We start from the raw sequence: 25,885 nt of genomic DNA, 5'->3' as shown, positions 1-25,885 counted from the left end.
CTAATCGAGAAAATTTTTTGCCCCCAATGCGCGACGACACCGACGACTTTGCCGACGACTACGACGGCCCCAGCAAATCGCAGATCAAGCGCGAAATGCTGGCCCTGCAAGACCTGGGCAAACAGCTCGTGGAACTGCCCCCCGAAAAACTCAAGCAGCTGCCCCTGGACGAGAAGCTGTACGAGGCCATCCGCCTGGCCCAGCGCACCACCAGCCGCGAAGGGCGGCGCCGCCAGGTGCACTACGTGGGCAAGCTCATGCGCCAGGCCGACGCCGAAACCATCACCAGCCAGCTCGACATCTGGCTCAATGGCTCGCGCGAGCAAACCCAGGAACTGCATCGCCTGGAAACGCTGCGCGACCGCCTGCTGGCCGACGACGACGCCCTGACCAAGCTGCTGAACGAATACCCCGGCGCCGACGGCCAGCAACTGCGCACGCTTATCCGCGCCGGCCGCAAGGAAGCCCAGAACAATGCAGCGCTGCAGCCCGGCCAGGACCCGCAGCGCAAACATTTCCGCGCCCTGTTTCAGGCGCTCAAGACGCTGGACGAAACATCGGAACAATCATGACTCAACCTCTGCTGGACGCCATCGAACTCGAAACCGCCCCCAACCCCGACTGCGCAGTCATCTGGCTGCATGGGCTTGGCGCCGACGGCAACGACTTCGTGCCGATCGTGCCCGAACTGGGCATGAAACACGAGCCCGCCATCCGCTTCGTTTTTCCCAATGCGCCGGTGCAGCCGGTTACCATCAACGGCGGCGCGTCCATGCGCGCCTGGTACGACATCCGCAACGCCGACCTGGGACGCCGCGAAGACGAGCAAGGCATCCGCGACTCCGAGCGTCTTATCCAGGCGCTGATCGCGCGCGAAAACGAACGCGGCATCCCCACCGAGAAAATCGTGCTTGCCGGGTTCTCGCAAGGTTGCGCCATGACTCTGCACACCGGCCCGCGCCTGGCGCAAAAGCTGGCTGGCATGATCGGGCTGTCGGGCTACCTGCCCCTGCCCGACCTGCTGCAGGCCGAGCAGCAAGGCGCCAACCGCGACACGCCCATCTTCATGGCGCACGGCACACAAGACCCCGTCGTCACCATCGACCGCGCGCAGGCTTCGTGCCAGCGGCTGCGGGAACAGGGCTACGACGTCACCTTCAAGACCTACAACATGCCGCACTCGGTGTGCCTGCCCGAAATCGGCGACATCGCCGACTTCCTGCGCAAGGTTCTGTCGGACCGCTAACGCCGCTGGCCGGGGCATTCAAGAACGCGCGGGCCCGGCCACCGCGCTCCTAGCCGTTGTCGGAACGCGTCTCGCCCAGGTCCAGCCACACCCGGCGCATCGAAGGGTCGTCCTCGGTTGCGTCGTTCTGGAAGCCAAGCTGCGTCATCAGGCCCAGCATGGCCCGATTGGTCGACAGCACCAATCCATCTATATAAGTAAGGTTCTGGGTCTTGGCCGCCTCGATCAAGCCGCCGATCAGTTGCTTGCCCAGGCCGCGCCGCTGCCAGTTGTCGCCGATGACCAGCGCGTACTCGGCGCCGCGCCCATCCGCGTTGCGCAGATAGTGGGCGAAGCCGATGATCTGTTCGCGCATATAGCCCCGATGCGCAGGATTGGGCACCTGCACAGTCGCCACCAGGGCCAATTCGCGGTCGTAGTCGATGCGCGTGTAGCGGGCCAGCATGCGCGGGGTCAGCTCGCGCAGCATGGAAACAAAGCGCATATAGCGCGACTCGTCCGACAGCTCGCGCACGAACTCCTGCAAAGCCTCGGCATCTTCGGGGCGAATAGGCCGCATCATCCACGGCGAGTGGTCGTCGAACTCTTTGTTCTGAACCAGATTGAGGGGATACGGGTGGATGGCCAGATGGCTGTAGCCCGATTTTTCGGGCGGCTCGAACGATTCGATTTCCGACAGGACGGCCTGGACGGAATGCGCCAGCAGATGCTCGTCGCTGGCATACAGCGGGTCGACGGCCAGGCTGTCGATTTCGGGCAATTCGCACACCAGGTCGGAGATCCGTTCCAAGGCCTCCTGCAGGCAGTCGCTGGCGGCGGGACTCATCTGACGGATCAGCACATTGCGCCACAACGCGCTGCGCTCGACCAACTGGCGCGCCAGATAGCCGTTGAGCGGCGGCAACTCGATGGCCCTGTCGGTGGCCGAGATACCCTGCCGGCTGCCCGAGCCGAAATTGATGTAGGGCCCCAGATCCGGGTCGCGGCGCACGCGGATGGCCATGGGAGCGGTTGCCGCCGCCTGCATGCCTGCGGCGGCGAAAACCTGGATGGGTATGTCGAAGCAGGCGAACAGGCGGGCGATTTCCTCGGCCAGCAACGACTGCCGTCCCGTCATGCGGGCCGCCTGAATGATGAGCCGCGCCTCTTTCAACCGGGGCGGCTTGCTGAGCGGCTCGGGCGGGAGCATCTGCAGCGAAAGGGTCTGGTTGTAGTGATAGGACGCCAGTACGCCAAAGGCATTGGCCGCCGATTCGGGCGTGCGAAACGCCGGTGTGCCCACGTCGTCGAGCAGGTGGCGCAGGGGACGCATGGTGGCGTCTCCCATGAAGCAGGTGATCACGGGCTTGCGCGTGCTGGAGGCCACCTGCGCCAGTTGGCGCGCAACCGCCGGCATGTCGGCCAGCGGGTCGGGCGCCAGCAATACCAGCACACCGTCCACCCCCCTGTCCACGGCCAGGATGTTGACCAGCTTGCGGATTTTCTCGGCGTCCAGCGGAGCGCGCGTGACGACCGGGTTGTTGACCTGGGCATCCGGTTCGAGCAGGTTGCGCAGCTCCTGGACGGACATCATGGAAAGCTCGGCGCGGAACACCGCGGCATTGACGCCCATGACGTCCAGAGCCAGTTGCGAAGTGCCCGAGCCGTTGGAGACCAATGCAATGCGCCGCCCGCGCGGCCGATGCGGATAGCGCAGCACCTTGATGGCCGAAAACAGCTGCACGAAATACGGCACGCGCACCGCCCCGACCCGGCGCATCAAGGCATTGAACACCGCGTCGTGCGGCGAGCCGCCTTCCTGCCGTCGGCCCGACTTGAGCACGACCACGGGCTTGACGCCGGCGGCGGCGCGCAGGGCGCTGGTCAGCGCGCGCGACGATGCCGTGTTTTCCAGATACAGGGCAATGCTGTCCGTGCCTGGATCGGTGGCCAGGTAGTCCAGCAGATCGGCGACGTCGACACCGGCGCCGTCGCCGGGCGACACCACCGTCGAGAAACCCAGCCCGATATCCGCCGCCCAGTCCAGCACGGCGGAGGCAATGGAGCCGGATTGCGACACCAGGGCGACGCGGCCCGTCTGCGCGAGCTCCGGCGCATGGCTCAGGTTCAGGCCCGTTGCCGGATTCTGCAATCCGAAGGCGCGCGGCCCCAGCACCAGGCAGCCGTTCTGGCTGCCCCAGGCCTGGCACAGCGCCATGTCGTCGGCCGGCCGATCAGGCTGCGTTCCCGCCGCCAGCACCAGCAGCGCCCGTGGGCGATGGCGGTGCAATGCCTCGAGAGCCTGGGGCAACAACGACGGCGGCAGGCACAGCACGGCAAGATCCACCCGGCCGCCCGCCTCGACGCCATTGAGCCGCTCGGGTATGGCCACCGAAGTCCCGGCATCGACCAGGGTCAGGGCGTTTTCCAGCGCCGACGGCGCATTGCGCGCCACCGGCAAGGGGCGGTCGGCCACCACCAGCAAGGATCGAGGTTCGAACAACGCAGCAAGACGATGACGCAACATAATGAGCCTGTTTTAACAAGTTTGAATCTGTACTCTAAAATACATTGGTTAACGGCATCAATGCCAACCACTTGAATCTATATTCGCGGCGCGGGAAACCCGCGCCGCGTCCTGCCTGAAAATTCCATGACCCTGCCTGCATCTTCCACCGTCCGCACCCGCTTCGCCCCATCGCCCACCGGCTACCTGCACTTGGGGGGCGCCCGCACAGCCCTGTTTTCGTGGGCCTTCGCGCGGCATCACAAGGGTGTGTTCGTCCTGCGCATCGAAGACACCGACCTCGAGCGCTCGACGCCGCAGGCCGTCCAGGCCATTCTGGACGGCATGGACTGGCTGGGCATGCAGCCCGACGAAGGCCCCTTCTACCAAATGCAGCATATGGATCGCTACCGCGAAATCATCGCCAGAATGCTGGAGGAAGGCACCGCCTATTACTGCTACAGCACACCCGACGAAGTCGACGCCATGCGCGAGAAGGCCCGGGCCCAGGGGCTGAAGCCGCGCTACGACGGCACCTGGCGCCCCGAGCCGGGCAAGACACTGCCTCCCGTTCCCGAAGGCCGCAAGCCCGTCGTGCGCTTCAAGAACCCGCAAGACGGCGCCACCAGTTGGGACGACCTTATAAAAGGCCCTATAAGCATCGACAACGCCGAACTTGACGACCTGATCATCGCGCGCCCCGACGGCACGCCCACCTACAACTTCTGTGTAGTGGTCGACGACTGGGACATGCGGATCACCCATGTGCTGCGCGGCGACGACCACGTCAATAATACGCCACGGCAAATCAATATACTGCGCGCGCTGGGCGCAACGCTGCCGCAATACGGCCACCTGCCCATGATCCTCGGCCCCGACGGCGAAAAGCTTTCCAAGCGCCACGGCGCGGTCAGCGTCATGGAATACGACAAGGAAGGCTATCTGCCCGAAGCCATGGTCAATTACCTGGCCCGCCTGGGCTGGAGCCACGGCAACGAGGAAATCTTCTCGCGCGAGCAGTTCGTGGAATGGTTCGATACCCGCAACCTTAGCAAGTCGGCCTCGCAGTGGGATCCCAAGAAGCTGAACTGGGTCAACGCCCACTACATTAAGCAAACCGATAACGCCGCGCTGGCCGTCCTGGTCGCCCCCCGCATCGGCGGGCTGGGCGGCAACCCGGATGCCGTCAAGCTCGATGCCGTCATGGGCCTGCTGAAGGACCGGGCCGAAACCCTGAACCAGCTGGCCGAAGGCGCCATGCTGTTCTGCGGCGCCTACGAGCCCGCCGGCGCCGAACTGGCCGCCGAGCACCTGACCCCCGAGGCCAAAGCCGTGCTGGCCGATTTTGCGGCCCAGGCCCGCTCGCTGCCCGAGTGGACCACCGAAGCGCTGGCCGCGCTGATCAAGGAAACGCTCGCCAGACACAATATAAAGATGCCCAAGCTGGGCATCCCCTTGCGCCTGGCCGTGACCGGCAAAAAGCAAACCCCCGCCATCGACGCCGTCCTGGCCATCCTGGGTCGCGACACCGTGCTGGAACGCCTGGACGCAACGGTCCGCAACGGCCAGCAATAGTTTCCAAGCCCCCGGCCGGCCGTTCCAGACAACGGACGAGCGGTCCCGGGCCAGCGCCTCAGAACGGCAGGCGGTAGTTCTCGGGCATGCGGCGGGCCTTGAGCCGGCCGTCGCGGCCGTCGAACACCATGGTCTGCGGCGGCTGGAAGCGTACGGTATAACGGTTTTTGTAAATCGGGTCGGACAACTCGACCGGCTCGCCGTTGGACTTGACGGTCTGCAATACCAGCCCTTGCTGGTCGCGATGCCAGCACCCGGTTTCGCCAAGGGCCTGGCCGGGCTTTTTGCCGCGCTTGAGCTGCTCGTCGTAGCTCATGGTGCCGTCGGCCCTCAAATGTATAAGCACATGCAACGTGCCGGCAACGCCTCGCTGCGAACGCGTGCCGTACCAATTTCCTATGGCCTCGTCGCCGGCCCGCGCCGCCTGGCACTGCACGCTGGCCGGCGCCCGGGCAACAGGCGGACCTGGCGCCTTTTCGGGTTTGACGGCGCATCCGGCCGCCATCGACGCCGCCACCGCAACAACGCCGCGGCCTGTACGAAACAAATTCCTCTTGCTCATCATGACTCGAAACCCCGTCCGGGCCGCCCGGCCCGAAGCCAAAAACCATATTTCAAATGCGGCTACGCCAGGCGCGCAGGCCATGCAGACCTACAATGAATACGCATCATTTGCGCCAACGCAAGCCTTTCCGGCCCCGGCGCGCCTATCCTGACAATTTTACTTGAACGGATCGCCCCCGGCCGGTAAAACTCGGAGGGCAGCAAGCCGCGTAGCGCAGCGTGGGGGTATTTTTTGCCGCCGGGCCGCCCCAAGGCAAAAAGCGCCCCCGTGGGGGGCAGCAAGCCGCGTAGCGGCGCAGCGTGGGGGCCTATTTTGCCGCCGGGCCGCCCCAAGGCAAAAAGCGCCCCCGTGGGGGGCAGCAAGCTGCGTAGCAGCGCGGCGTGGGGGTAATATTCTTTTGGAGTCCGCATCACATGAGCCACCTGATCCTGCTTCTGCTGCACCTGTTCGCCGCCTTCATATTCGTCGGGACGGTTTTTTTCGAGGTGCTGATGCTGGAAGGCATACGCTCGCACGTCCCCCGCGACGCCATGCGCGCGGTGGAAATCGCCATCGGCCAGAGGGCGCGCAAATTCATGCCCTTCGTCATCATCGTCCTGTACGGCGCCGGCATTTCCATGGCCTGGCAATACCGCGGCATTCTGGCCCAGCCCTTCGACAGCGTCATGGGCACTCTGCTAAGCCTGAAAATACTCCTGGCGCTCAGCGTGCTGGTGCACTTCATCACCGCCATCCGGCGCAGCGCGGCCGGCACCCTCAACGCCAGGCAATTCAAATTCATTCATCTCAGTGTTTTCCTGCACATGCTGGCCATCGTGTTCCTGGCTAAGGCCATGTTCTACTTGAACTAAAGCAGAAAGCGGGGCAAAACCCCGCCCCGGGCGCCTTGCCCGGAAGGCCCGAAAGCGTTAAAAAAAGATACAGAATACGCTTGCCTACGCCCAGGCAAATTACTACAATTAGTGCTCAAACAAGAACCAACCACAATATCTTGTGGTTTATAGAAAAAGAGCGACTCCCTATAAAAACCGCCGCAAGGCCGCCTTTTCAGTACCCGCCACCTTCCAAACGCCAGACCACATGCTGCACAAGGCAGCATGTCTTTCTCATTCAGGAGCATTCATGCAGACCACACAAACCGCTGAGTCACGGCCCGAAGTCTCCCAGCCCGTTGCACCACAGGCCAGCCAGCCCAATGCTTCATCGGGCGGGTCGCAATGGCAAAACTTCAGCACCATCCGGCGCAACGGCGCCGTGGTGGGTTTCGAACCGGGCAAGATCGCCATCGCCATGACCAAGGCCTTCCTGGCGGTCAATGGCGGCCAGGGCGCCGCCTCGGCTCGCGTGCGCCAGTTGGTCGAGGACCTCACCGCGCAGGTGGTCAATGCCCTGGTTCGCAACCGCCCGGGCGGCGGCACCTTCCACATCGAAGACATCCAGGACCAGGTCGAGCTCGCGCTCATGCGTTCCGGCGAGCACGACGTGGCCCGCGCCTACGTGCTCTACCGTGAAAAGCGCTCGCAGGAACGCGCCCGCTCGGCTCCCGAGCAACCCGTGGCTGAAAAAAGCAGCCTCAACGTCAACGATGGCGGCGTCCTGCGCCCGCTGGATCTGGCCCAGTTGCGCAACACCATCGTCGAAGCCGGCCAGAACCTGCCCATCGACATCGACACCGACGCCATCCTGCGTGAAACCGTCAAGAACCTGTACGACGGCATCCCCGTCGACGAAGTCTACAAGTCGGCCATTCTTTCGGCGCGCGCCCTGGTCGAAACCGACCCGGCCTACAGCCAGGTAACCGCCGGGCTGCTGCTGCACACCATCCGCAAGGAAGTGCTGGGCGAAGAAGTCGCCCAGTCCGCCATGGCCGCCGGCTACGCCGAATACTTCCCCCGCTTCATCAAGCTGGGCATCGAGAGCAGCCTGCTCGACAGCAAGCTGGCCCAGTTCGACCTGCCCAAGCTCGCCAACGCCCTCAAGGCGGAACGCGACCAGCAATTCAATTACCTGGGCCTGCAAACGCTTTACGACCGCTACTTCCTGCACGTGCGCGGACGCCGCATCGAACTGCCGCAAGTATTCTTCATGCGGGTCGCCATGGGCCTGGCGCTCAACGAAATCAACCGCGAAGAGCGCGCCATCGAGTTCTACGAAATCCTCTCGTCCTTCGATTTCATGAGCTCCACCCCCACCCTGTTCAACTCGGGCACCCTGCACTCCCAGCTTTCGTCGTGCTACCTCACCACCGTCTCGGACGACCTGGTCGGCATCTACGACGCCATCAAGGAAAATGCGCTGCTGGCCAAGTACGCCGGCGGCCTGGGCAACGACTGGACCCCCGTGCGCGCCTTGCGCAGCCACATCAAGGGCACCAACGGCGAAAGCCAGGGCGTCGTGCCCTTCCTCAAGGTGGTCAACGACACCGCCGTGGCGGTCAACCAGGGCGGCAAGCGCAAGGGCGCGGTGTGCGCCTACCTGGAAACCTGGCACCTGGACATCGAAGAATTCCTCGAGCTGCGCAAGAACACCGGCGACGAACGCCGCCGCACGCACGACATGAACACCTCCAACTGGATCCCCGATCTGTTCATGAAACGCGTCATGGAAAACGGCGACTGGACTCTCTTCTCGCCTTCCGACGTGCCCGACCTGCACGACAAGTACGGCAAGGCGTTCGAAAAGGCCTACCTTGCCTACGAAGCCAAGACGGTCAGCGGCGAACTGCCCTTGTTCAAGACCATCCCTGCCACCTCGCTGTGGCGCAAGATGCTGTCCATGCTGTTCGAAACCGGCCACCCCTGGCTCACCTTCAAAGATCCTTGCAACATTCGCTCGCCCCAGCAGCACGTCGGCGTCGTCCACAGCTCCAACCTGTGCACTGAAATCACGCTGAACACCAGCGACACCGAAATCGCCGTCTGCAACCTGGGCTCGGTCAACATGGCGGCCCACCTCAAGCAGGACGCCAGCGGCCAGTACGTGCTCGACCACGAAAAGCTGCAGCGCACGGTCGCCGTCGCCATGCGCATGCTGGACAACGTCATCGACATCAACTACTACGCCGTACCCAAGGCCCGCAACTCCAACGTGCGCCACCGCCCCGTGGGCATGGGCGTCATGGGCTTCCAGGACTGCCTGCACGTCATGCGCGTGCCGTTCGCCTCGCAAGCGGCCGTCGAATTCGCCGACACGTCCATGGAGGCGGTGTGCTACTACGCCTACCTGGCATCCAGCAAGCTGGCCGCCGAACGCGGCTCGTACTCCAGCTTCAAGGGTTCGCTGTGGGACCGCGGCATCATGCCGCAAGACACTCTCGCCATGCTGCGCGAAGAGCGCGGCGGCTATGTCGACATCGACGAAAGCAGCACCCTCGACTGGGATGCCCTGCGCACCCACATCCATGAACACGGCATGCGCAACTCCAACTGCATCGCCATCGCGCCCACGGCCACCATCTCCAACATCATCGGCGTCTCGCCGTGCATCGAGCCCACGTACCGCAACCTGTACGTCAAGTCCAACCTCTCGGGCGAGTTCACGGTGGTCAACGACTACCTGGTGCGCGACCTGAAGCAGCGCGGCCTGTGGGACGAAGTCATGGTCGCCGACCTGAAGTACTTCGACGGCAGCCTGGCCCGCATCGACCGCATCCCGGCCGACCTGCGCGAGCTCTACGCCACCGCCTTCGAAGTCGATCCGAGCTGGGTCGTCGAGTGCGCGGCGCGCCGCCAAAAATGGATCGACCAGGCCCAGTCGCTGAACATCTTCATGGCGGGCGTCTCGGGCAAGAAGCTCGACGACACCTACAAGCTGGCATGGCAGCGCGGGCTCAAGACCACGTACTACCTGCGTTCCAGCGGCGCCACCAACGCCGAGAAATCCACCGGCCGCGGCGGCGAGCTCAACGCCGTCTCCGCCAACCCGCAAGCCGGCGGCGTCGCGGCGGCCCCCGTGGCAGCCCTGCCCGAAGCCGAGGTGGTCGGCACCGTGTGCACCCTGCGTCCGGGCGACGAAGGCTTCGAAGAATGCGAAGCCTGCCAGTAACCCATAACAATTAGGAAAGGTTCACATCATGCTTACTTGGGACGACACCCCTCTTCAACCCCAACCTTCGGCAGCCCCCGCGGCTCCAAGCCCCGCCCCGACCGGCCGCAACGTGTCGGCCGGCGCGCAGGCCGACACCGCCATCGCGCCTCAACAAGCGGCCAGCCCGGCCGCGCCCGCGGGCTCGCGCGTGCGCGCCGCCGACAAGCGCATCATCAACGGCCAGACCGACGTCAACCAGTTGGTGCCGTTCAAATACAAATGGGCCTGGGAAAAATACCTGGCCGGCTGCGCCAATCACTGGATGCCGCAAGAAATCAATATGTCGCGCGACATCGCCCTCTGGAAAAACCCCAACGGGCTCACCGAAGACGAACGCCGCATCATCAAGCGCAACCTGGGTTTCTTCGTCACTGCCGATTCCCTCGCCGCCAACAACATCGTGCTGGGCACCTATCGCCACATCACGGCGCCCGAGTGCCGCCAGTTCCTGCTGCGCCAGGCCTTCGAAGAAGCCATCCACACCCACGCATATCAGTACATCGTCGAAAGCCTGGACCTGGACGAATCGGAAATCTTCAACGCGTACAACGAAGTGCCTTCGATCCGCGCCAAAGACGAATTCCTGATCCCCTTCATCAACGTCATTGCCGATCCGGATTTCAAAACCGGCACGCCCGAAAGCGATCAAACCCTGCTGAAATCGCTCATCGTTTTTGCGTGCCTGATGGAAGGTTTGTTCTTTTATGTTGGTTTTACGCAAATTTTGGCATTGGGCCGTCAAAACAAAATGACGGGCGCCGCCGAGCAGTACATGTACATTCTTCGCGACGAATCCATGCACTGCAATTTCGGCATCGATCTCATCAACACGATCAAACTCGAGAACCCGCATTTGTGGACGCCGGCCTTCCGCGAAGAAATTCAAAATCTCTTCAAAAAGGCTGTAGACCTTGAATATGCTTACGCTGAGGACACCATGCCTCGCGGCGTACTCGGTTTGAACGCCTCGATGTTCAAGTCGTATTTGCGATTTATCGCCAATCGACGCTGCCAGCAAATCGGCATCGAACCGCAATTTGCGCAAGAAGAAAATCCATTTCCATGGATGGCCGAGATGATCGATCTGAAGAAAGAACGCAATTTTTTCGAGACTCGAGTCATCGAATATCAAACCGGCGGAGCATTAAGCTGGGAATAATGCTTGGATACCGTAACTGCTTAAGTTAGACTCTAGGCGTGCGAGGTGCTTTGCATCTTGCACGCTTGTGCCATTTGAGATGGGTCGCACCTTTCGATGGGGGCCATATCAAATGGATGGACGTTATCTTTACGATTCATTCTCAAGGAGCATTACGATGGCTACAGCCAAGAAGGCCGCAAAAAAGGCGGCCGCCAAGAAAACCACCGCAGCAAAAAAAGCACCCGCCAAAAAGGTAGTGGCTAAAAAAGCACCCGCCAAAAAGGCAGCAGTGAAGAAGGCCGTCGCCAAGAAAGCACCGGCCAAGAAAGTAGTCGCCAAAAAAGCGCCTGCCAAAAAAGCAGCCGCCAAGAAAGCCGTAGCAAAGAAAGCCGTTGCTAAAAAGGCAGTCGCCAAAAAGGCCGTAGCCAAAAAAGCACCGGCCAAGAAAGCAGCCAAGAAAGCAGTAGCCAAAAAGGCCCCTGCCAAGAAAGCCGCCGCCAAAAAGGCCGTCGCCAAGAAAGCCCCGGCTAAAAAAGCAGCCGCGAAAAAAGCCGTTGCCAAAAAGGCGGTAGCCAAGAAGGCGCCGGCCAAAAAGGCCCCTGCCAAGAAAGCCGCGCCCAAAAAGGCCAGCACCAAGACCGCCGCCAAGGCAACCAAGGCCAAGGCTCCGGCGCCAGCAGTAAAGAACACGGTAAATACCGCCGCATCGTGGCCTTTCCCCACGGGTGGCCGCCCCTAACAGGCGCCATCGGTAGTATCACAAGCATCACCCTGCCGCCCGGCCCAGCCGGGCGGCTTTTTTTTCATGCGACAATGGGGGCATTCTTTTAACTTATGCTTACCAACATGCTTAGCAACACATTGAGCCTCATCATCGAGATCGTCTTTACCCTTTTCGGTATTGCCCTGATCATCCGTGCCTGGGCCTATGCGATTCGCCTGCACCCCTTCAACCCGTATTCCCAGGCCGTCATACGCGCCACGAACTGGCTGGTCCAGCCTGTGCGAAAAGTCGTTCCCGCCGGCAACCGCATCGACTACCCCAGCATCGTGGCGTGCTGGCTTACCGCCTTCGTGTGCGTGCTGCTCGAATGGTTCGTCGCCTTCGGAAGGTTTCCCATCGCCGCCGCCCTGCTGCCGGCCGTGGCAGCCAGCGTGCTTACCGTGCTCAAGTGGGTATTCAATCTTGTTTTGTGGATGACCCTCATCCAGGCCGTGCTGTCCTGGGTCAACCCGCTGGCGCCCATCATGCCGGTTCTGCAAACGCTTACCGCGCCCTTGCTCGACCCCATCCGCCGGATCCTGCCCAATCTGGGCGGCCTGGATTTCTCGCCGCTGGTCCTGCTCATACTGGCCCAGATCGTCGTCCGGATACTGGAGAACTTCATTTACTCCATCAGCATGTAGCCAAGCCAAAACCCGCAAAAACAGAACCGCCCCCTGAAAGCCGGATTGCTACCCGGCTTTCAGGGGGCGGTTCGATAATGCGGCCCGGTAATGCAACAAAGGCTGATCCAGGCCAACGCGGCCGGCCAGCCCCCCAGGTCGGCTGCGATCTTACATGGGCACGACGCGGGTGGGGCCGTTGCCGCTGACCAGGCGCACGCGCTGGCCCGAGGTGAATCCTACGTCGGCCGCCTGGGCGACGACACGGGTTTCGCCGTTGTCGAGACGCACGGTGATTTCCAGGCCTTGGGTTTTGCCGACCTGGTTCTCGACGGTATTGCCCAGCAGGCCGCCCAGAATGGCGCCGCCCACCGTGGTGATGACCTTGCCGGATCCACCGCCCATGCTATTGCCCACCACGCCGCCCAGGGCGCCTCCGGCCAGCATGCCCACACCGCTGGATTTGTCGTTCTGGATGGTGACCGGACGCACCGACACCACCGTGCCCGTGCGAACGATTTGTTCCTGCTGCGCCTGGCCGTAGGTGTATACCGAACTGGAGGCCGAGGGATTCGCGCACCCGGCCACTACCGCGAGCGCAGCGGCGGCGGCCGCTGCGGCTGCCAAACGGCGAAAGCGAAAACCGGCTGCTGCAATGGTTGTAGTCATGAGAATTTTCCTTTGTAAGGCGGCTGCGCTTATGCGAGCAGCTCGACACCGTAATGCTGTTTCAACGACGCGCTGATTTCGGCGCGGCCAGGCTTGTGATTTTGCGGACCTCGCGAGGCAATTTTAAAGGCCCCCATCACATTCGCCAACTGGCATGCCTGCTCCAGCGGCCACTGGCGGGTCAGCCCGTACAACAGGCCCGCGCGGTGAGCATCGCCGCAACCGGTGGGATCCACCACCGACGCCACCTTGATGGGAGCGATGCTGGTTTGCTTGCCGCCGGCGTACAAGGTGGCCCCCTCGGCCCCGCGCGTCACGACCACGGCCTTCATGCCCGCGGCAATCTCCTGCAGGCTGCGCCCGGTGCGCTGCTCCACGATGCTGGCCTCGTAGTCGTTGGCGGTGAAGATATCGGCCAGGTCCAGCATCTGCTCCAGGTCCTCACCCGTGAACAGCGGCATGGCCTGGCCCAGGTCGAAGATAAAGGGCGTGCCTTGCTGCTTCAGGCGGCGCGCATGCGCGAACATGCCGTCCTTGGCGTCGGGCGCCACGATGGCCCAGGCCGCCTGCGTGCCGCTCAGGTCGTTCTCGGCCGAACGCAGCATGGCGCCTGGGTGGAACGACGCAATCTGGTTGTTGTCCAGGTCGGTGGTAATGAAGCACTGCGGCGTGAACATGTCCGGGATGACGCGAATCATGCTCGTGTCGATGCCCAGGCCCTTGAAGTACGCCAGATAGTCCGAGGCGTCGCCCCCCACCGTTCCCACCGGCACCGGCGAACCGCCCAGCAGGCGCAGGTTGTAGGCGATGTTTCCGGCGCAGCCGCCGTACTCCTTGCGCATCGACGGCACAAAAAAGGAAACGCTCAGCGACTGTATGCTGTCGGCCAATATGTGATCTTTGAAGTGCCCTTCGAACACAGCGATGGTGTCGAACGCCACCGACCCGCACACCAGTACTTTTTCAGACATATCTATCCTTCAGGAGAGTAGAACTTACCCAGTTGATAACCATTGATCTTTACGCCGGCCACGATGAGCGGCACCGTGATCTGCCGTTCGGTATTGGCGGCGAACGGCTGCCCAAGCGCCTCGGGCGGCAAATAGTCTTTCGGCGCAAGCTTGCGCCGGACCACGACGGAGCCCGAAAAGTCTACCAGATCGAGCGTCAGCGTCGGCCACGCCTGCGGCTTGTCATAGCTGTTGCGCAATACCACCCTCAGCAGCATGGCGTTTTCATTCGGCTTGAGCTGGTCGTTGCGGGGCGCGGACTGCAGCGACGAGTCCATGATCGAGATATGCTCGATGCGGCGCGAGTACCCAACCTTGCAATGCAGCGACAGGCAGGCCTGTTCCAGCAAAGGACGCAGCATGGGCGCGCTGGTGGCAATCTGCGTGCGGTACACATAGCCAAGCTGCGCCAGCAGAAACACCAGGCCGGCAAGAACCAGCACGCTCCAGAAGACCCGCGCAAAGCCATGGCGCCGCTGCCGGCGCGCATACAGGAAATCCGGCAGGACATCATCGTCGTGCAATGCACCGCGATTCGGCTCCGAAGACATCGCCCCGCGAGGTTCGGCGTAAATGCCTCGAACCTCCGGCGTATCGCCCTCGCCCATGCCATCGCCCGAATACAAGCCTGGCTCGGGCCGCCTTGCCGAAGCAGGCAAATCTCCGTCATCCAGACGCAGCGCAAACGCCGAAGCCTCGCCATCGTCGTCCCGTTGGCGGGCGGGCGCAAAAATACCCGGCGACGCGCTGGCCGGCGCGGAAGAACCGGGTGTGCCCGCGCCACGCTGGCGCACCACGCTGGGCGCCGCCTCCGCAGGGGCGGCAAAGGGCGCCTGGCGCGAAGAAGGCGGAGGCGAAGAAACCGCCGGCGCCGCGGCCCCCTGGCCGTTGGGAACGACAGCTTCGTAGCCATCGAAGATATTGGCGCAGCCGATGCAGCGGATATAGCCCTTGCGCAGCTGCAACTCGCTGAGACTGGCTGGAAACACGGTACCGCACTGCGGGCACTTCGTCATCAAGTCCATAGGCCTATCCGCCGGCGATAACGGTCAGCTTCGCTGACCATGCAGGCAAACCCAGCCGTCGCGGGCTCGCCATACGCTCATGCTCAACCACGGCGCGTAGGCTTGCGCCACCTCGTCGGCCTGCCTTTCCAGGACCCCCGATAGCACCAGGCGGCCGCCCGGCTGCACACGGCCGGAAAGCATGGGAGCAAGAACCTTCAGGGGATTGGACAAAATATTGGCGACGACCAATTGCACTTGGCCGGCCGGCAACTCGTCGGGCAGCAAGGCTTGCAGTTCGACCTGGTTGATTTGGGCGTTGTAGCGGGTGGAGAGCACCGCCTGTTCGTCGATGTCGACGGCCAGCGCGGGCCCAGCCCCCAGCATTTTGGCGGCAATGGCCAGGATGCCCGAACCGCAGCCATAGTCCAGCAAGGTTTCGCCGGGCTGCAGATTGGCCTCCAGCCACTCCAGGCACAGATGCGTGGTCGGGTGGCTGCCCGTGCCGAAGGCCAGGCCCGGATCGAGCTGCAGGTGGATTGGCCCGCCCGCCTGCCGCGATGCACCAAGCTCGGGAACGCCGGGGTCGTCGCGATGCCAGCTGGGCACTATCCATACGCGCTGACCGATCTGGATGGGCCTGAACTGCGCCTGGGTAAGGCGAACCCAGTCCGCATCGGGAACGTCGCGCGTGGACCAGCCGCCGGCCATGTAGTCCAACCCGCCCATCACGCGAACCTGCTCGAGTATCTGCTCGGGATCCGCACCGTCGGGCAGCAGGGCCACCACGCGGTTGTGACGCCAGGCCTGGACCTCTGGCTCGGTGCCGGGTTCGCCGAACAAGGGCTGTTCGGCTTCGGTGTCGCTTTCGGCGTCTTCGACGGATACCGAAAGCACCCCTGCCTCGAGCAAGGCATCCGAAAGCGCCTCGGCCTGCGCCTCTGGACAATGAAGCACGAGTTCACGCATAGTGTTTTCCAGCGAACGCCGAGAGGCCAAGTCCCCCGGCGTCCTGATGTTGATGCCGCCGGCGCCTACGGGCGCTGCGACAATTTCTGTTCAAGATAGTGAATGCTGGTGCCGCCTTCGACGAAGCGGGCGTCCTGCATGAGTTCCCGGTGCAAGGGGATGTTGGTGTTGATGCCTTCCACCACCATTTCCGACAAGGCGATTTCCATGCGAGCGATGGCCTGCTCGCGCGTGTCGCCGTAGGTGATGAGCTTGGCGATCATGGAGTCGTAGTTGGGCGGCACGGTGTAGCCGTTGAACACATGCGAGTCCATACGCACGCCGGGTCCACCGGGTGTGTGCCAGTTGGTGATCTTGCCGGGGCTGGGCACGAACTTGAAGGGATCTTCGGCATTGATGCGGCATTCGATGGCATGGCCGCGGATCTGGACGTCGCGCTGGCGCAAGGTGAACTTTTCGCCGGCGGCGATGAGTATCTGCTGCACGACCAGGTCGACACCCGTGATCATTTCGGTGACCGTGTGCTCCACCTGGATGCGGGTGTTCATCTCGATGAAGAAGAACTCGCCGTTTTCATACAGGAACTCGAAGGTGCCCGCGCCGCGATACCCCATCTTGCGGCAGGCCTCGGCGCAGCGCTCGCCGATGCGCTCGATGAGCCGGCGCGGAATGTGGGGCGCGGGAGCTTCCTCGATGATCTTCTGGTGGCGCCGCTGCATGGAGCAATCGCGCTCGCCCAGCCAGATGGCATTGCGCCCGCCGTCGGCCAATACCTGGATCTCGATATGGCGCGGGTTCTCGAGGAACTTCTCCATATAGACTTCGGGATTGTTGAACGCGGCGCCGGCCTCGGTGCGGGTCATGGCGACGGCGGTGATCAGCGCCGCCTCGGTGTAGACCACGCGCATGCCCCGGCCGCCGCCGCCGCCGGCCGCCTTGATGATGACCGGGTAGCCCACTTCACGGCCCATGCGCAGGATTTCTTCGGGATCGTCCGGCAGGGCGCCATCGGAGCCCGGCACGACCGGCACGCCGGCCTCGATCATGGCTTTCTTGGCGCAAACCTTGTCGCCCATGGTGCGTATGGTTTCGGGGCGCGGGCCGATGAAGACGAAACCGCTTTTTTCCACACGGTCGGCGAAATCGGCGTTCTCGGACAAGAAGCCATAGCCGGGGTGAATGGCTTCGGCGTCGGTCACTTCGGCCGCCGAGATGAGCGCCGGCATGCTCAGGTAGCTGTCGCGCGGCGATGCCGGCCCGATGCACACGGATTCGTCGGCCAGGCGCACGTATTTGGCTTCGCGGTCAACCTCCGAGTGCACCACCACGGTCTTGATGCCAAGCTCGCGGCAGGCGCGCTGGATGCGCAGCGCAATCTCTCCGCGATTCGCTATCAGTATTTTTTCAAACATCGCTTAGCCAATAACAAATAGGGGTTGGCCGTATTCGACGGGCTCGCCGTTTTCAACCAGGATTTCCTTGATGACGCCGCCTTTGTCGGCTTCGATTTCGTTGAGCAGCTTCATGGCCTCGATGATGCAAAGCGGCTCGCCTTCCTTGACCGACTGTCCCACTTCGACAAAAGCCGACGCGCCCGGATTGGGCGCGCGGTAGAAGGTGCCGACCATGGGCGACTTGACCATATGCCCCTGAACGACGGGCGCGGCGGGAGCCGGCGCCGGCGCGGCTGCGGGAGCGGCGGGCGCAGCCGCCACGACCGGCGCGGCCACGGGCTCGGGCGCGTAGGCTACGGGCTGTTGCTGCTGGGAGAATTTGACGATGCGTACTTTGCCTTCGCCTTCGGTGATCTCGAGTTCGGCGATGCCGGATTCGGCAACCAGGTCGATCAAGGTTTTGAGTTTTCTTAGATCCATACAGACTTCCCGTTGGCTCGCCGCGCCTGGAGCATACAGCGAGCTAGATTATTGATAAAAACCAAACTACGGCTTGCCAGCCCGCCCTCAATGATCGAGGGCGTAGCGCAAGGCCGCCTCATACCCGAACGCGCCCAGGCCCACGACCACTCCCTGCGCCAGGTCGGACAGGAAGGAGTGGTGGCGAAACGCTTCGCGCTTATGGACATTGGACAAATGAACTTCGATGAATGGAATCGCCACGGCCGCCAGCGCGTCGCGGATCGCCACGCTGGTATGCGTGTAGGCGCCGGCATTGATGATGATGCAATCCACCGCCTCGTTGCGGGCCGCGTGGATGCGGTCGACCAGCGCGCCCTCGTGATTGCTTTGAAAGGCCTCGAGCGATGCCTGGCCTTCGGCCGCCAACTGCTGCAAACGCGCGTCAATGTCGGCCAAAGTCTGGCGCCCATAGACATCCGGCTCGCGGGTGCCAAGTAGATTCAGATTGGGGCCGTGCAAAACGAGTATGTGTTGCGCCATTATGAAGTTTGCTGACAGACAGACCGTCTTTTTACGCTAAAAAGCGGTATTTGTCGAATAAAAACATAGAAACCGGCCTGCTCAGGCAAAGAATCCAGGCCACTTGAAACAAGACATTACAGCCCGGCGGCGAAAGCCGCATGGGTTCAGCCGCTGGACAGGCCGTCGAGCGTTCGCGCCAGGACGTCCGGCTTGATCTGCCCCAGAACCTTGTGCACCACCTGCCCCCGTGCGTCGAACACCACGGTGAACGGCAGGCCTCCGGCCGCGTTGCCCAGCGGCCGCATAAGCGCTATGCCGCCATTGCCAGCCAGCAGCAGAGGGTAGGAAACATGCACCTTTTGCAGAAAGGTGCGCACATTGCTGGCCGTGTCGATACCCAGGCCAAGAAACTGGATGCCCGGGTACTTGGCGCGCAAGGCGTCGATGTCGGGCATTTCCCGCACGCAGGGCGGGCACCAGGTCGCCCAGAAATTCACCACGACCGGCTTGCCCAGGAACCCGCGCAAAGCAACCGGCTTGCCGTCGATATCGGGAAAGCTGTGCTCGAACAAGGCATCGGGCGCGTGCCCCGCAAGCGTAAAAAACGAAATGCCCGCCGCCGCGATACCTGCACCGCCCAGGACGGCGGCACGAAGCAGAAAGTCACGTCGTTTCATTGGATAACACCCGGTTCATGAATTGATGCAAGGCCTGTGCTGCCTGGATACGCACAGCCGCGCCATCCGGAGCAGCCATGCCCTCGCGGCGCGTCCAGCCGCTACTGGATCCAGTTTAACATCGACGGGACATTGCCCCGGGAGCATTGACAGCCGCCGGCGCCGGCATCGGCGATCGGGCTGGCCCGACAAGCGTTCATTCCGCGTCTTCTGACTACAATAGCGGCTGGAGGGCTTTATGCATTTACACATTCTGGGAATTTGCGGCACATTCATGGGCGGCCTGGCCCTCATTGCGCGGGCCGCCGGGCACACCGTGACCGGTTGCGACGCCGGCGTCTACCCCCCCATGAGCACGCAACTGGAAGAACAGGGCATTCGGCTGATCGAAGGCTTTGCCGCCGATCAACTAAGCCTGAAACCGGATCTGTTCATCATCGGCAACGTGGTTTCGCGCGGCAACCCCCTGATGGAAGCCATACTCGACGCGGGCCTGCCCTATGTGTCGGGGCCCCAATGGCTGGGCGAGCAGGTGCTTGGCGGCCAGCACGTGCTGGCCGTGGCGGGCACGCATGGCAAGACCACCACCAGCTCGATGCTGGCCTGGATACTGGAATACGCCGGGCTCGAACCCAATTTCCTGATCGGCGGCATTGCCCGCGACCTGAAAGTCTCGGCCCGCTACGGCCCGGGGCGGCAATGGTTCGTCATCGAGGCCGACGAGTACGACACCGCGTTTTTCGACAAGCGTTCCAAGTTCGTTCATTACCGCCCGCGCACCGCCATTCTCAACAACCTGGAATACGACCATGCCGACATCTTCCCCGACCTTGCCGCTATCGAAACGCAGTTCCACCACCTTGTGCGAACGATTCCGTCCAACGGCCTGATCATCCGGCCTCGACCCGACGAGGCGCTGGATCGCGTGCTGGCGCGCGGCTGCTGGTCGCCCGTGGAAGCCTTTGGCCCCGGCGGGCACTGGCAGCACGCGCCACGCAACGGCGACCCCTGCCATTTCGACGTCGTGCTCGACGGCAGTCCGCTGGGCACAATTGGCTGGAACATCGGCGGCGAACACAACCGCATGAACGCGCTGGCCGCCCTGGCCGCCGCCCGGCACGCGGGCGTGGCGCCCGCAACCGGCATCCAGGCCCTGTCGCGCTTCCAGGGCGTCAAGCGGCGCCTCGAGCTGCGCGGCACCGTCAACCAAATCAAGGTCTACGACGACTTCGCCCACCATCCCACCGCCATCGCCACCACCCTGGAAGGCCTGCGCCGCCAGGTCGGCAAGGCCCGCATCCTGGCGGTCATCGAACCGCGCTCGAACACCATGAAGCTGGGCACCATGGCCGCCCGCCTGCCCCAGGCGCTCGAACAGGCCGACCAAGTCTTCTGCTTCGGGGCCACGAGCGGCAAGCACGCCCTGGGCTGGAACCCCGCCGAGGTATTGGCGCCGATGGGAACGCGCGCCTCGTCCTACGACGATCTGGACACGCTGGTCGAAGCCATCGCAGCGCAAGCCCGCGCCGGCGACTCGATACTCGTCATGAGCAACGGCGGGTTCGGCGGCATCCATCAAAAGCTTCTGGACAGGCTGTAAGCTACCGCGGCAACCATCATGATTCTTTACCTGCACGGTTTCCGCTCGTCGCCGCAGTCCGCCAAAGCGCAAAAGCTGGCGCAGGCCATGCACGACCGGGGGCTGGGCAGCAACTGGCTATGCCCGCAACTGCCTGCCAGTCCGGCCCAGGCCATGGCCCTGGTTCATGGTTTAATAGAAAATGCGCGCAAGCAAGGTCTGCAGCCGGGCCGCGACCTGACCGTCATTGGCTCTTCGCTGGGCGGCTATTACGCCGCCCACCTGGCCCAACGCTGGGATTGCCGGGCCGTCCTGCTCAATCCCGTCATCCATGCGGCGCGCGACCTGGCAACCCAGGTCGGCGAGCATACGCAGTTTCATTCCGAAGAGCCTTTTGTCTTTCTGCCCGAATACGTCGATGAACTGGCCGGGCTGGCCGTCGACCGGCCCAGCCGCCCCGAGCGATATTTTCTGCTGGCCGCCACGGGCGACGAAGTCCTGGACTGGCGTGAAATGGTCCAATGGTATGCGGGATGCGCCAGCCGGATCATCTGCGGCAGCGATCACGGCATCTCGGATTTCGACCGCTGGCTGCCCGAGGTCATGGCCTTCGCCCTGCACGCCCCCCATAAACCTTAACCCCGACGGATTCTTGCGCAAGCAAGTCCGCCCGACAACTCTATGTATGTTCTCTACGACGACAGCGGCAACTTCAAAGCGGAAAAAATCTTTTCGCAAAGCGACTCGACCATGCAGGTCGAGTCCGAGTCCGGCAAACGCAGCAAAATAAAAAGCGCCAGCGTGCTGTTCAGCTTCGAGCAACCCGAGCCCGCGGCCATGCTGGCCCAGGCCCGCGAACTGGCCGAGACGCTGGAGCTGGATTTCCTGTGGGAGTGCGCCCCCCAGGAGGAATTCGAGGCCGCAGCCTTCGCCGAAGAATATTTCGGGCATCCGCCCAGCGCCGTTGAAAAAGCGGGGCTGATTTTTGCGCTGAATGCGGCGCCCGCCTACTTTCACCGCCGCGGCAAGGGGCGCTATCGCCCCGCCCCGCCGGAAATCCTGAAGGCCGCCCTGGCCGCCATCGAAAAAAAGCAGAAGCAGGCGGAGCAACAGCAGGAATGGACCGACCAATTGGTGGCGGGCCAGTTGCCCGAGCCCATTGCCCAGGTGTCCGACACCCTGCTGACGCGGCCGGACAAAAACACGCTGCAATGGAAAGCGTTCGAGGCGGCGGTCGAGCAACTGGGCACCACGCCCGAAAAACTGCTGCTCAAGCTCGGCGCCTGGCCCAATCCGCTGGCCCTGCACAGGCATCGCTTCTTTACGCTGAATTTCCCCAAGGGCATACAGCATCCCGCCCAGGAAGTCCCCGCCGTGGGCGACGGCCTGCCGGTTGCCGAGGTCGAGGCCTATTCCATCGACGACAGCACCACCACCGAAGTGGACGACGCCCTGTCGGTCACGATGCTGCCGGACGGCAAGGCCCGCATCGGCATCCACATTGCCGCGCCCGGCCTGCTGGTCACCCGCGACAGCGGCCTGGACAAACTGGCCCGGGCGCGCATGTCGACCGTCTACATGCCCGGCCAGAAAATACCCATGCTGCCCGACGAACTGATCCAGGCCTTCTCGCTGGATGCCGGCCAGCCCAGGCCCGCGGTTTCGCTGTACGTGGATGCCGACTTGTCCAGCGGGGAAATCCTGGGCACGCAAACCCGTCTGGAGCGGCTGAGCGTGCGCGAGAACCTGCGCCACGACACGTTGGAAGGACAGATTACCGAAGAAGCGCTTGCCGACCCTCAGGCCAGCCTGCCCTATGCCGGCTGGCTGCGGCCTCTATGGCAGTTTTCCAGGCACCTGAGCGCCCAGCGCGACCTGGTGCGCGGCAAAACGGAAAACAACAACCGGGTCGAATACTCTTTCTATATAGACGGCGCGCCCGACGATCCGGACAGCACGGTGCGGCTGGTGCCCCGCCAGCGCAATGCGCCGCTGGACATGCTGGTGGCCGAGTACATGATACTGGCCAACAACCTGTGGGGGGGCCTGCTGGCGCAACACGGCGTGCCCGGCATCTACCGTTCGCAGCAAGCGGGCCGCGTGCGCATGTCCACCCAGGCCCTGCCGCACGAGGCCATCGGCGTGCCCCAGTATGCGTGGTGCACCTCGCCGCTGCGCCGCTACGTGGACCTGATCAATCAATGGCAGATCCTGGCCGCGGCCGAACACGGCGTGTCGGCCCGCCTGGTCGCCCCCTTCAAGCCCAAGGATGCCGACCTGTTCGCCATCATCGGCGCGTTCGACTCGCAATACGCGGTCTGGAACGACTTCCAGTCCAGCATGGAGCGCTACTGGTGCATGCGCTGGCTGCAGCAGCATGGCGTGACCACCATCGAAGCCAGCGTGCTGCGAGAGGATCTGGTGCGGCTTTCGGGCGTGCCCATGGTCGTGCGCGTGCCCGGCATGCCGGAGCTGGAACGCGGCCAGGCCATCCGGCTGCAGATTCTGGGGTACGATGAACTGGCCCTTGAACTGGAGTGCCGCTACCTGGAAACCGTCGCGGCATAATACCGTCATTGCCGCTTCCAACGGAATACTGCGCCGTGAATGCCGCCACCCCCCGCCCATGGCTGCCGCCCCCCGCGCAGCCAGCGCAGCACCGCCGCCTGTACATAGCGATAGGCCTGTCGCTGTGCGTGCACGCTGCGGCGCTGGCCATACACTTTGCCCATCCTGTGCCGCCCGCCCGCGAACAGGACACGCTGGAGGTCACCCTGGTCAACGCGCGCACCGAAACCGCGGCGGCCAACCCGGCCGTGCTGGCCCAGAACCAGATCAATGCGGGCGGCAACGCCCAAAGCGGCCTGGCCTCGTCGCCGCTGCCGCGCACCGCCGACGCCTCGCCCGACCAGATCGTGCTGGCCGCATTGCGCAAGCGCCAGCAAGAACTGGAAAAAGAACAAAAGCAGCTTTATACCCAACTGGAATCCCGGCAAAAAGTCCGGGCGGCACGAAAATGGCCCGACCAGTTGCAGGAATCTCCCGACCCCGGCACCGACGACCTCAATCAGCAAAGCCTGGTGCTCAATGCCCAGATCAGCGCCATCAAAGAGCGCATCGAAACCTATAACGCCCAGCCGCGCCAGATGTTCGTCGGGCCGTCGGCCAAACAGGTCGACTACGCCCGGTACGTCGAAGCCTGGCGCAAGAAAATCGAGCTGCTGGGCACCGAGCACTACCCCGACGAGGCGCGCGGCAAAGTCTATGGCAAATTGCAGTTGACGGTATACATAGGCAAGAACGGCGATCTGGTCCGCGTGGAAATCAACCGGCCTTCGGAACACGCCGTCCTGAACCTCGCCGCCCGGCGCATCGTTCAACTGGCGGCGCCCTTTGCCCCGCTGCCGCCGGAAATCGCCAGGACGACCGACGTACTGGCCATTACCCGCACATGGCATTTCACCAACAACAAACTCAGCACCGAAACCCCATGACCCAAGGCATTCCGCATTTCGCAGTCGTCGGCAACCCCGTCGGACACAGCCGCTCTCCAGCCATACACCAGGAATTCGGCCGCCAGCTGGGCCTTGCCCTGCGCTACGAAACGCTGCTTGCGCCCGTGGATGGCTTCGCCGAAACCATCCGCGGCTTCTTTGACAACGGCGGGGCCGGTCTCAACGTTACCCTGCCTTTCAAGGAAGAGGCGTTCGCACTGGCCGACCACCTGAGCGAGCGCGCCCGCCTGGCCGGAGCCGTCAACACGCTATGGATGCGGGACGGAAACCTGCATGGCTGCAACACCGACGGCGTCGGCCTGCTCGACGACATACAGCGCCTGGGCGCGCCGCCCCGCGACAAGCGCATCTTGCTGGTCGGCGCCGGAGGCGCGGCAAAAGGGGTGATCTACCCGTTGCTCGAAGCCGGCTGCTCCGCGCTGCGCATCGTCAACCGCAGCGCCGAACGGGCGCACCAGCTCTGCGAGCAGGTCCGCGCGCTGCTGCCGCAACACGCGGCGCGCATATCGGCGGGGAGTCTGGACGAGGCGCAGGGGCAGTGGGACATCGTCGTCAATGCCACATCCAGCAGCCTGAGCCGCCAGGCGCCGCCCTTGCCCGGCGCCGGCTACTCCCCCGGCTCCCTGGCCTACGACATGTTCTATGCCGCCCAACCCACGGCCTTCATGCAGCAGGCCCTGGCGCAGGGGGCCGGACAGGCGGCCGACGGCCTGGGCATGCTGGTCGCCCAGGCCGCGGCAAGCTTCGCCATCTGGCATGGCCGCCGGCCCGACACCGCGCCGGTCCTGCAGATACTGCGCCGCCAGCTCGACGCCTGAGGCCATGGCCCAACGCAAGGCACGCAAAATGTCCAAGACCAGGATAGCGGGCGCCGCGATTCTGCTGGGCGTGTTCGCCCTGCTGCTTTACCAGTTCAGCCTGTTCGTCATGGTGCTGTGGATATCCGTCAACAACCCCAGCAGCAGCGCGTTCATGAAGGCCACCCTGGCCGAACTGCGCGCATCCGACCCGGCCGCGCAACTGGAGCACCAATGGGTGCCCTACGCGCAGATCAGCCTTCACCTCAAGCACGCCGTCATTGCCTCGGAAGACTCCAACTTCACGGACCACGACGGCGTCGAATGGAACGCCATCCGCAAGGCGTGGGAATACAATCTCCGGCAGGCCGAGCGCGGCAAAAGCAAATTGCGCGGCGGCTCGACCATTACTCAGCAACTGGCCAAGAACCTGTTCCTGTCCGGCTCGCGCACCTATCTGCGCAAAGGCCAGGAGCTTATCCTGGCCTACATGATCGAAGCGGTCATGAGCAAGCGGCGCATTCTGGAGCTATACCTGAACCTGGCCCAATGGGGCACCGATGTATTCGGCGCCCAGGCGGCGGCGCGGCATTATTTTCACGTGGATGCCTCCAGGCTGAACAGCTACCAGGCCGCCCAGCTGGCGGCCATGCTGCCCAACCCCGACTACTACGACATCCACCGCAACACCGCCTACCTGCGCTCGCGCACCGCCACCATCCAGAAACGCATGCGGCTGGTCGAAGCGCCCTGACGCCTCGAAAAAACCACCCTCTGGCAGCAAGACGGCCCAAGACGAGTAA

General features: G+C 63.4%; 24 protein-coding genes. 14 read left to right on the top strand and 10 right to left on the bottom strand.

Annotated elements, in window-relative coordinates:
* Positions 1-26: 26 nt before the first annotated feature.
* Together yjgA and VNT00_RS09835 are read left to right on the top strand one after the other, a co-directional pair.
* Entirely contained in the window at positions 27-572 is a 546-nt protein-coding gene (gene yjgA, locus VNT00_RS09840; protein WP_325586946.1) for a ribosome biogenesis factor YjgA, read from the top strand.
* Positions 569-1,246: an alpha/beta hydrolase gene (locus VNT00_RS09835; protein ID WP_325586945.1), complete on the top strand. Its 678-nt coding sequence runs from the start codon at positions 569-571 to the stop codon at positions 1,244-1,246. Before yjgA ends, VNT00_RS09835 begins: the two co-directional genes overlap by 4 nt.
* Before the next feature lie 49 nt (positions 1,247-1,295).
* Here VNT00_RS09835 and VNT00_RS09830 read toward each other — a convergent pair whose 3' ends face one another.
* Complete coding sequence (locus VNT00_RS09830) at positions 1,296-3,752, bottom strand: bifunctional acetate--CoA ligase family protein/GNAT family N-acetyltransferase (protein ID WP_325586943.1); 2,457 nt, start codon at positions 3,750-3,752, stop codon at positions 1,296-1,298.
* A gap of 126 nt (positions 3,753-3,878) precedes the next feature.
* On the opposite strand from VNT00_RS09830, the gene gltX reads away from it, so the two are divergent.
* Complete coding sequence (gltX, locus tag VNT00_RS09825) at positions 3,879-5,306, top strand: glutamate--tRNA ligase (protein WP_325586941.1); 1,428 nt, start codon at positions 3,879-3,881, stop codon at positions 5,304-5,306.
* A 58-nt stretch (positions 5,307-5,364) separates the two neighbouring features.
* Here the strand turns inward: gltX and VNT00_RS09820 are convergent, their stop codons facing one another.
* The gene (locus tag VNT00_RS09820) at positions 5,365-5,868 is read right to left on the bottom strand and encodes a hypothetical protein (RefSeq protein WP_325586939.1); all 504 of its coding nucleotides are present in this window, start codon (positions 5,866-5,868) and stop codon (positions 5,365-5,367) included.
* Between the two features lie 416 nt (positions 5,869-6,284).
* Between VNT00_RS09820 and VNT00_RS09815 the strand changes: the two genes are divergently transcribed.
* The 5 genes from VNT00_RS09815 to VNT00_RS09795 all read left to right on the top strand — a co-directional run bounded on the left by VNT00_RS09815 (position 6,285) and on the right by VNT00_RS09795 (position 12,505).
* The gene (locus VNT00_RS09815) at positions 6,285-6,722 is read left to right on the top strand and encodes a CopD family copper resistance protein (RefSeq protein ID WP_325586937.1); all 438 of its coding nucleotides are present in this window, start codon (positions 6,285-6,287) and stop codon (positions 6,720-6,722) included.
* Positions 6,723-6,993: 271 nt separating this feature from the next.
* Positions 6,994-9,915 carry a ribonucleoside-diphosphate reductase subunit alpha gene (locus VNT00_RS09810; RefSeq protein ID WP_325586935.1) on the top strand — a complete coding sequence of 974 codons (2,922 nt, stop codon included), beginning with the start codon at positions 6,994-6,996 and terminating at the stop codon, positions 9,913-9,915.
* 28 nt (positions 9,916-9,943) lie between these two features.
* The gene (locus VNT00_RS09805; protein WP_325586933.1) at positions 9,944-11,116 is read left to right on the top strand and encodes a ribonucleotide-diphosphate reductase subunit beta; all 1,173 of its coding nucleotides are present in this window, start codon (positions 9,944-9,946) and stop codon (positions 11,114-11,116) included.
* Positions 11,117-11,273: 157 nt separating this feature from the next.
* The gene (locus VNT00_RS09800; protein WP_325586931.1) at positions 11,274-11,837 is read left to right on the top strand and encodes a histone H1-like DNA-binding protein; all 564 of its coding nucleotides are present in this window, start codon (positions 11,274-11,276) and stop codon (positions 11,835-11,837) included.
* Positions 11,838-11,944: 107 nt separating this feature from the next.
* Positions 11,945-12,505 carry a YggT family protein gene (locus VNT00_RS09795; protein ID WP_325586929.1) on the top strand — a complete coding sequence of 187 codons (561 nt, stop codon included), beginning with the start codon at positions 11,945-11,947 and terminating at the stop codon, positions 12,503-12,505.
* Positions 12,506-12,655: 150 nt separating this feature from the next.
* Here VNT00_RS09795 and VNT00_RS09790 read toward each other — a convergent pair whose 3' ends face one another.
* The 8 genes from VNT00_RS09790 to VNT00_RS09755 all read right to left on the bottom strand — a co-directional run bounded on the left by VNT00_RS09790 (position 12,656) and on the right by VNT00_RS09755 (position 19,191).
* Positions 12,656-13,153: an outer membrane lipoprotein gene (locus tag VNT00_RS09790; RefSeq protein WP_325586927.1), complete on the bottom strand. Its 498-nt coding sequence runs from the start codon at positions 13,151-13,153 to the stop codon at positions 12,656-12,658.
* Positions 13,154-13,182: 29 nt separating this feature from the next.
* On the bottom strand, positions 13,183-14,124 hold the full coding sequence (locus VNT00_RS09785) for a carbohydrate kinase family protein (protein ID WP_325586925.1): 942 nt from the start codon (positions 14,122-14,124) through the stop codon (positions 13,183-13,185).
* 2 nt (positions 14,125-14,126) lie between these two features.
* Positions 14,127-15,188 (bottom strand): zinc-ribbon and DUF3426 domain-containing protein, encoded by a 1,062-nt coding sequence (locus tag VNT00_RS09780; RefSeq protein ID WP_325586923.1) that lies wholly within the window; start codon positions 15,186-15,188, stop codon positions 14,127-14,129.
* 24 nt (positions 15,189-15,212) lie between these two features.
* Entirely contained in the window at positions 15,213-16,136 is a 924-nt protein-coding gene (gene prmA / locus VNT00_RS09775) for a 50S ribosomal protein L11 methyltransferase (protein WP_325586921.1), read from the bottom strand.
* Positions 16,137-16,201: 65 nt separating this feature from the next.
* A complete protein-coding gene (gene accC / locus VNT00_RS09770) occupies positions 16,202-17,548 on the bottom strand; it encodes an acetyl-CoA carboxylase biotin carboxylase subunit (protein ID WP_325586919.1) in 1,347 nt (448 codons plus the stop codon).
* A gap of 3 nt (positions 17,549-17,551) precedes the next feature.
* On the bottom strand, positions 17,552-18,010 hold the full coding sequence (accB, locus tag VNT00_RS09765; RefSeq protein WP_325586917.1) for an acetyl-CoA carboxylase biotin carboxyl carrier protein: 459 nt from the start codon (positions 18,008-18,010) through the stop codon (positions 17,552-17,554).
* 87 nt (positions 18,011-18,097) lie between these two features.
* Positions 18,098-18,532, bottom strand: a complete 435-nt coding sequence (aroQ, locus tag VNT00_RS09760; protein WP_325586915.1) for a type II 3-dehydroquinate dehydratase — start codon at positions 18,530-18,532, stop codon at positions 18,098-18,100.
* A gap of 146 nt (positions 18,533-18,678) precedes the next feature.
* Positions 18,679-19,191, bottom strand: coding sequence for a TlpA family protein disulfide reductase (locus VNT00_RS09755; protein WP_325586913.1), 513 nt, complete (start codon positions 19,189-19,191; stop codon positions 18,679-18,681).
* A gap of 238 nt (positions 19,192-19,429) precedes the next feature.
* Between VNT00_RS09755 and mpl the strand changes: the two genes are divergently transcribed.
* From mpl to mtgA, 6 genes are read left to right on the top strand one after another with little or no spacing between them, the layout of a single operon-like run.
* The gene (gene mpl / locus VNT00_RS09750) at positions 19,430-20,791 is read left to right on the top strand and encodes a UDP-N-acetylmuramate:L-alanyl-gamma-D-glutamyl-meso-diaminopimelate ligase (RefSeq protein ID WP_325586911.1); all 1,362 of its coding nucleotides are present in this window, start codon (positions 19,430-19,432) and stop codon (positions 20,789-20,791) included.
* Between the two features lie 15 nt (positions 20,792-20,806).
* Positions 20,807-21,409 (top strand): YqiA/YcfP family alpha/beta fold hydrolase, encoded by a 603-nt coding sequence (locus VNT00_RS09745; RefSeq protein ID WP_325586976.1) that lies wholly within the window; start codon positions 20,807-20,809, stop codon positions 21,407-21,409.
* Between the two features lie 42 nt (positions 21,410-21,451).
* On the top strand, positions 21,452-23,338 hold the full coding sequence (locus VNT00_RS09740; protein ID WP_325586909.1) for a ribonuclease catalytic domain-containing protein: 1,887 nt from the start codon (positions 21,452-21,454) through the stop codon (positions 23,336-23,338).
* Positions 23,339-23,373: 35 nt separating this feature from the next.
* Entirely contained in the window at positions 23,374-24,264 is an 891-nt protein-coding gene (locus VNT00_RS09735; RefSeq protein ID WP_325586907.1) for an energy transducer TonB, read from the top strand.
* Positions 24,261-25,103 (top strand): shikimate dehydrogenase, encoded by an 843-nt coding sequence (gene aroE, locus VNT00_RS09730; protein WP_325586905.1) that lies wholly within the window; start codon positions 24,261-24,263, stop codon positions 25,101-25,103. The genes VNT00_RS09735 and aroE overlap by 4 nt, the downstream gene beginning before the upstream one ends.
* A gap of 28 nt (positions 25,104-25,131) precedes the next feature.
* The gene (gene mtgA / locus VNT00_RS09725) at positions 25,132-25,836 is read left to right on the top strand and encodes a monofunctional biosynthetic peptidoglycan transglycosylase (RefSeq protein WP_414650918.1); all 705 of its coding nucleotides are present in this window, start codon (positions 25,132-25,134) and stop codon (positions 25,834-25,836) included.
* Positions 25,837-25,885: the final 49 nt, after the last annotated feature.

Source organism: Eoetvoesiella sp., from assembly GCF_035555955.1.
Lineage (GTDB): Bacteria > Pseudomonadota > Gammaproteobacteria > Burkholderiales > Burkholderiaceae_B > Eoetvoesia.
The sequence above is the reverse complement of the archived record's forward strand: the minus strand, read 5'-3'. Positions and strand labels throughout refer to the sequence as shown.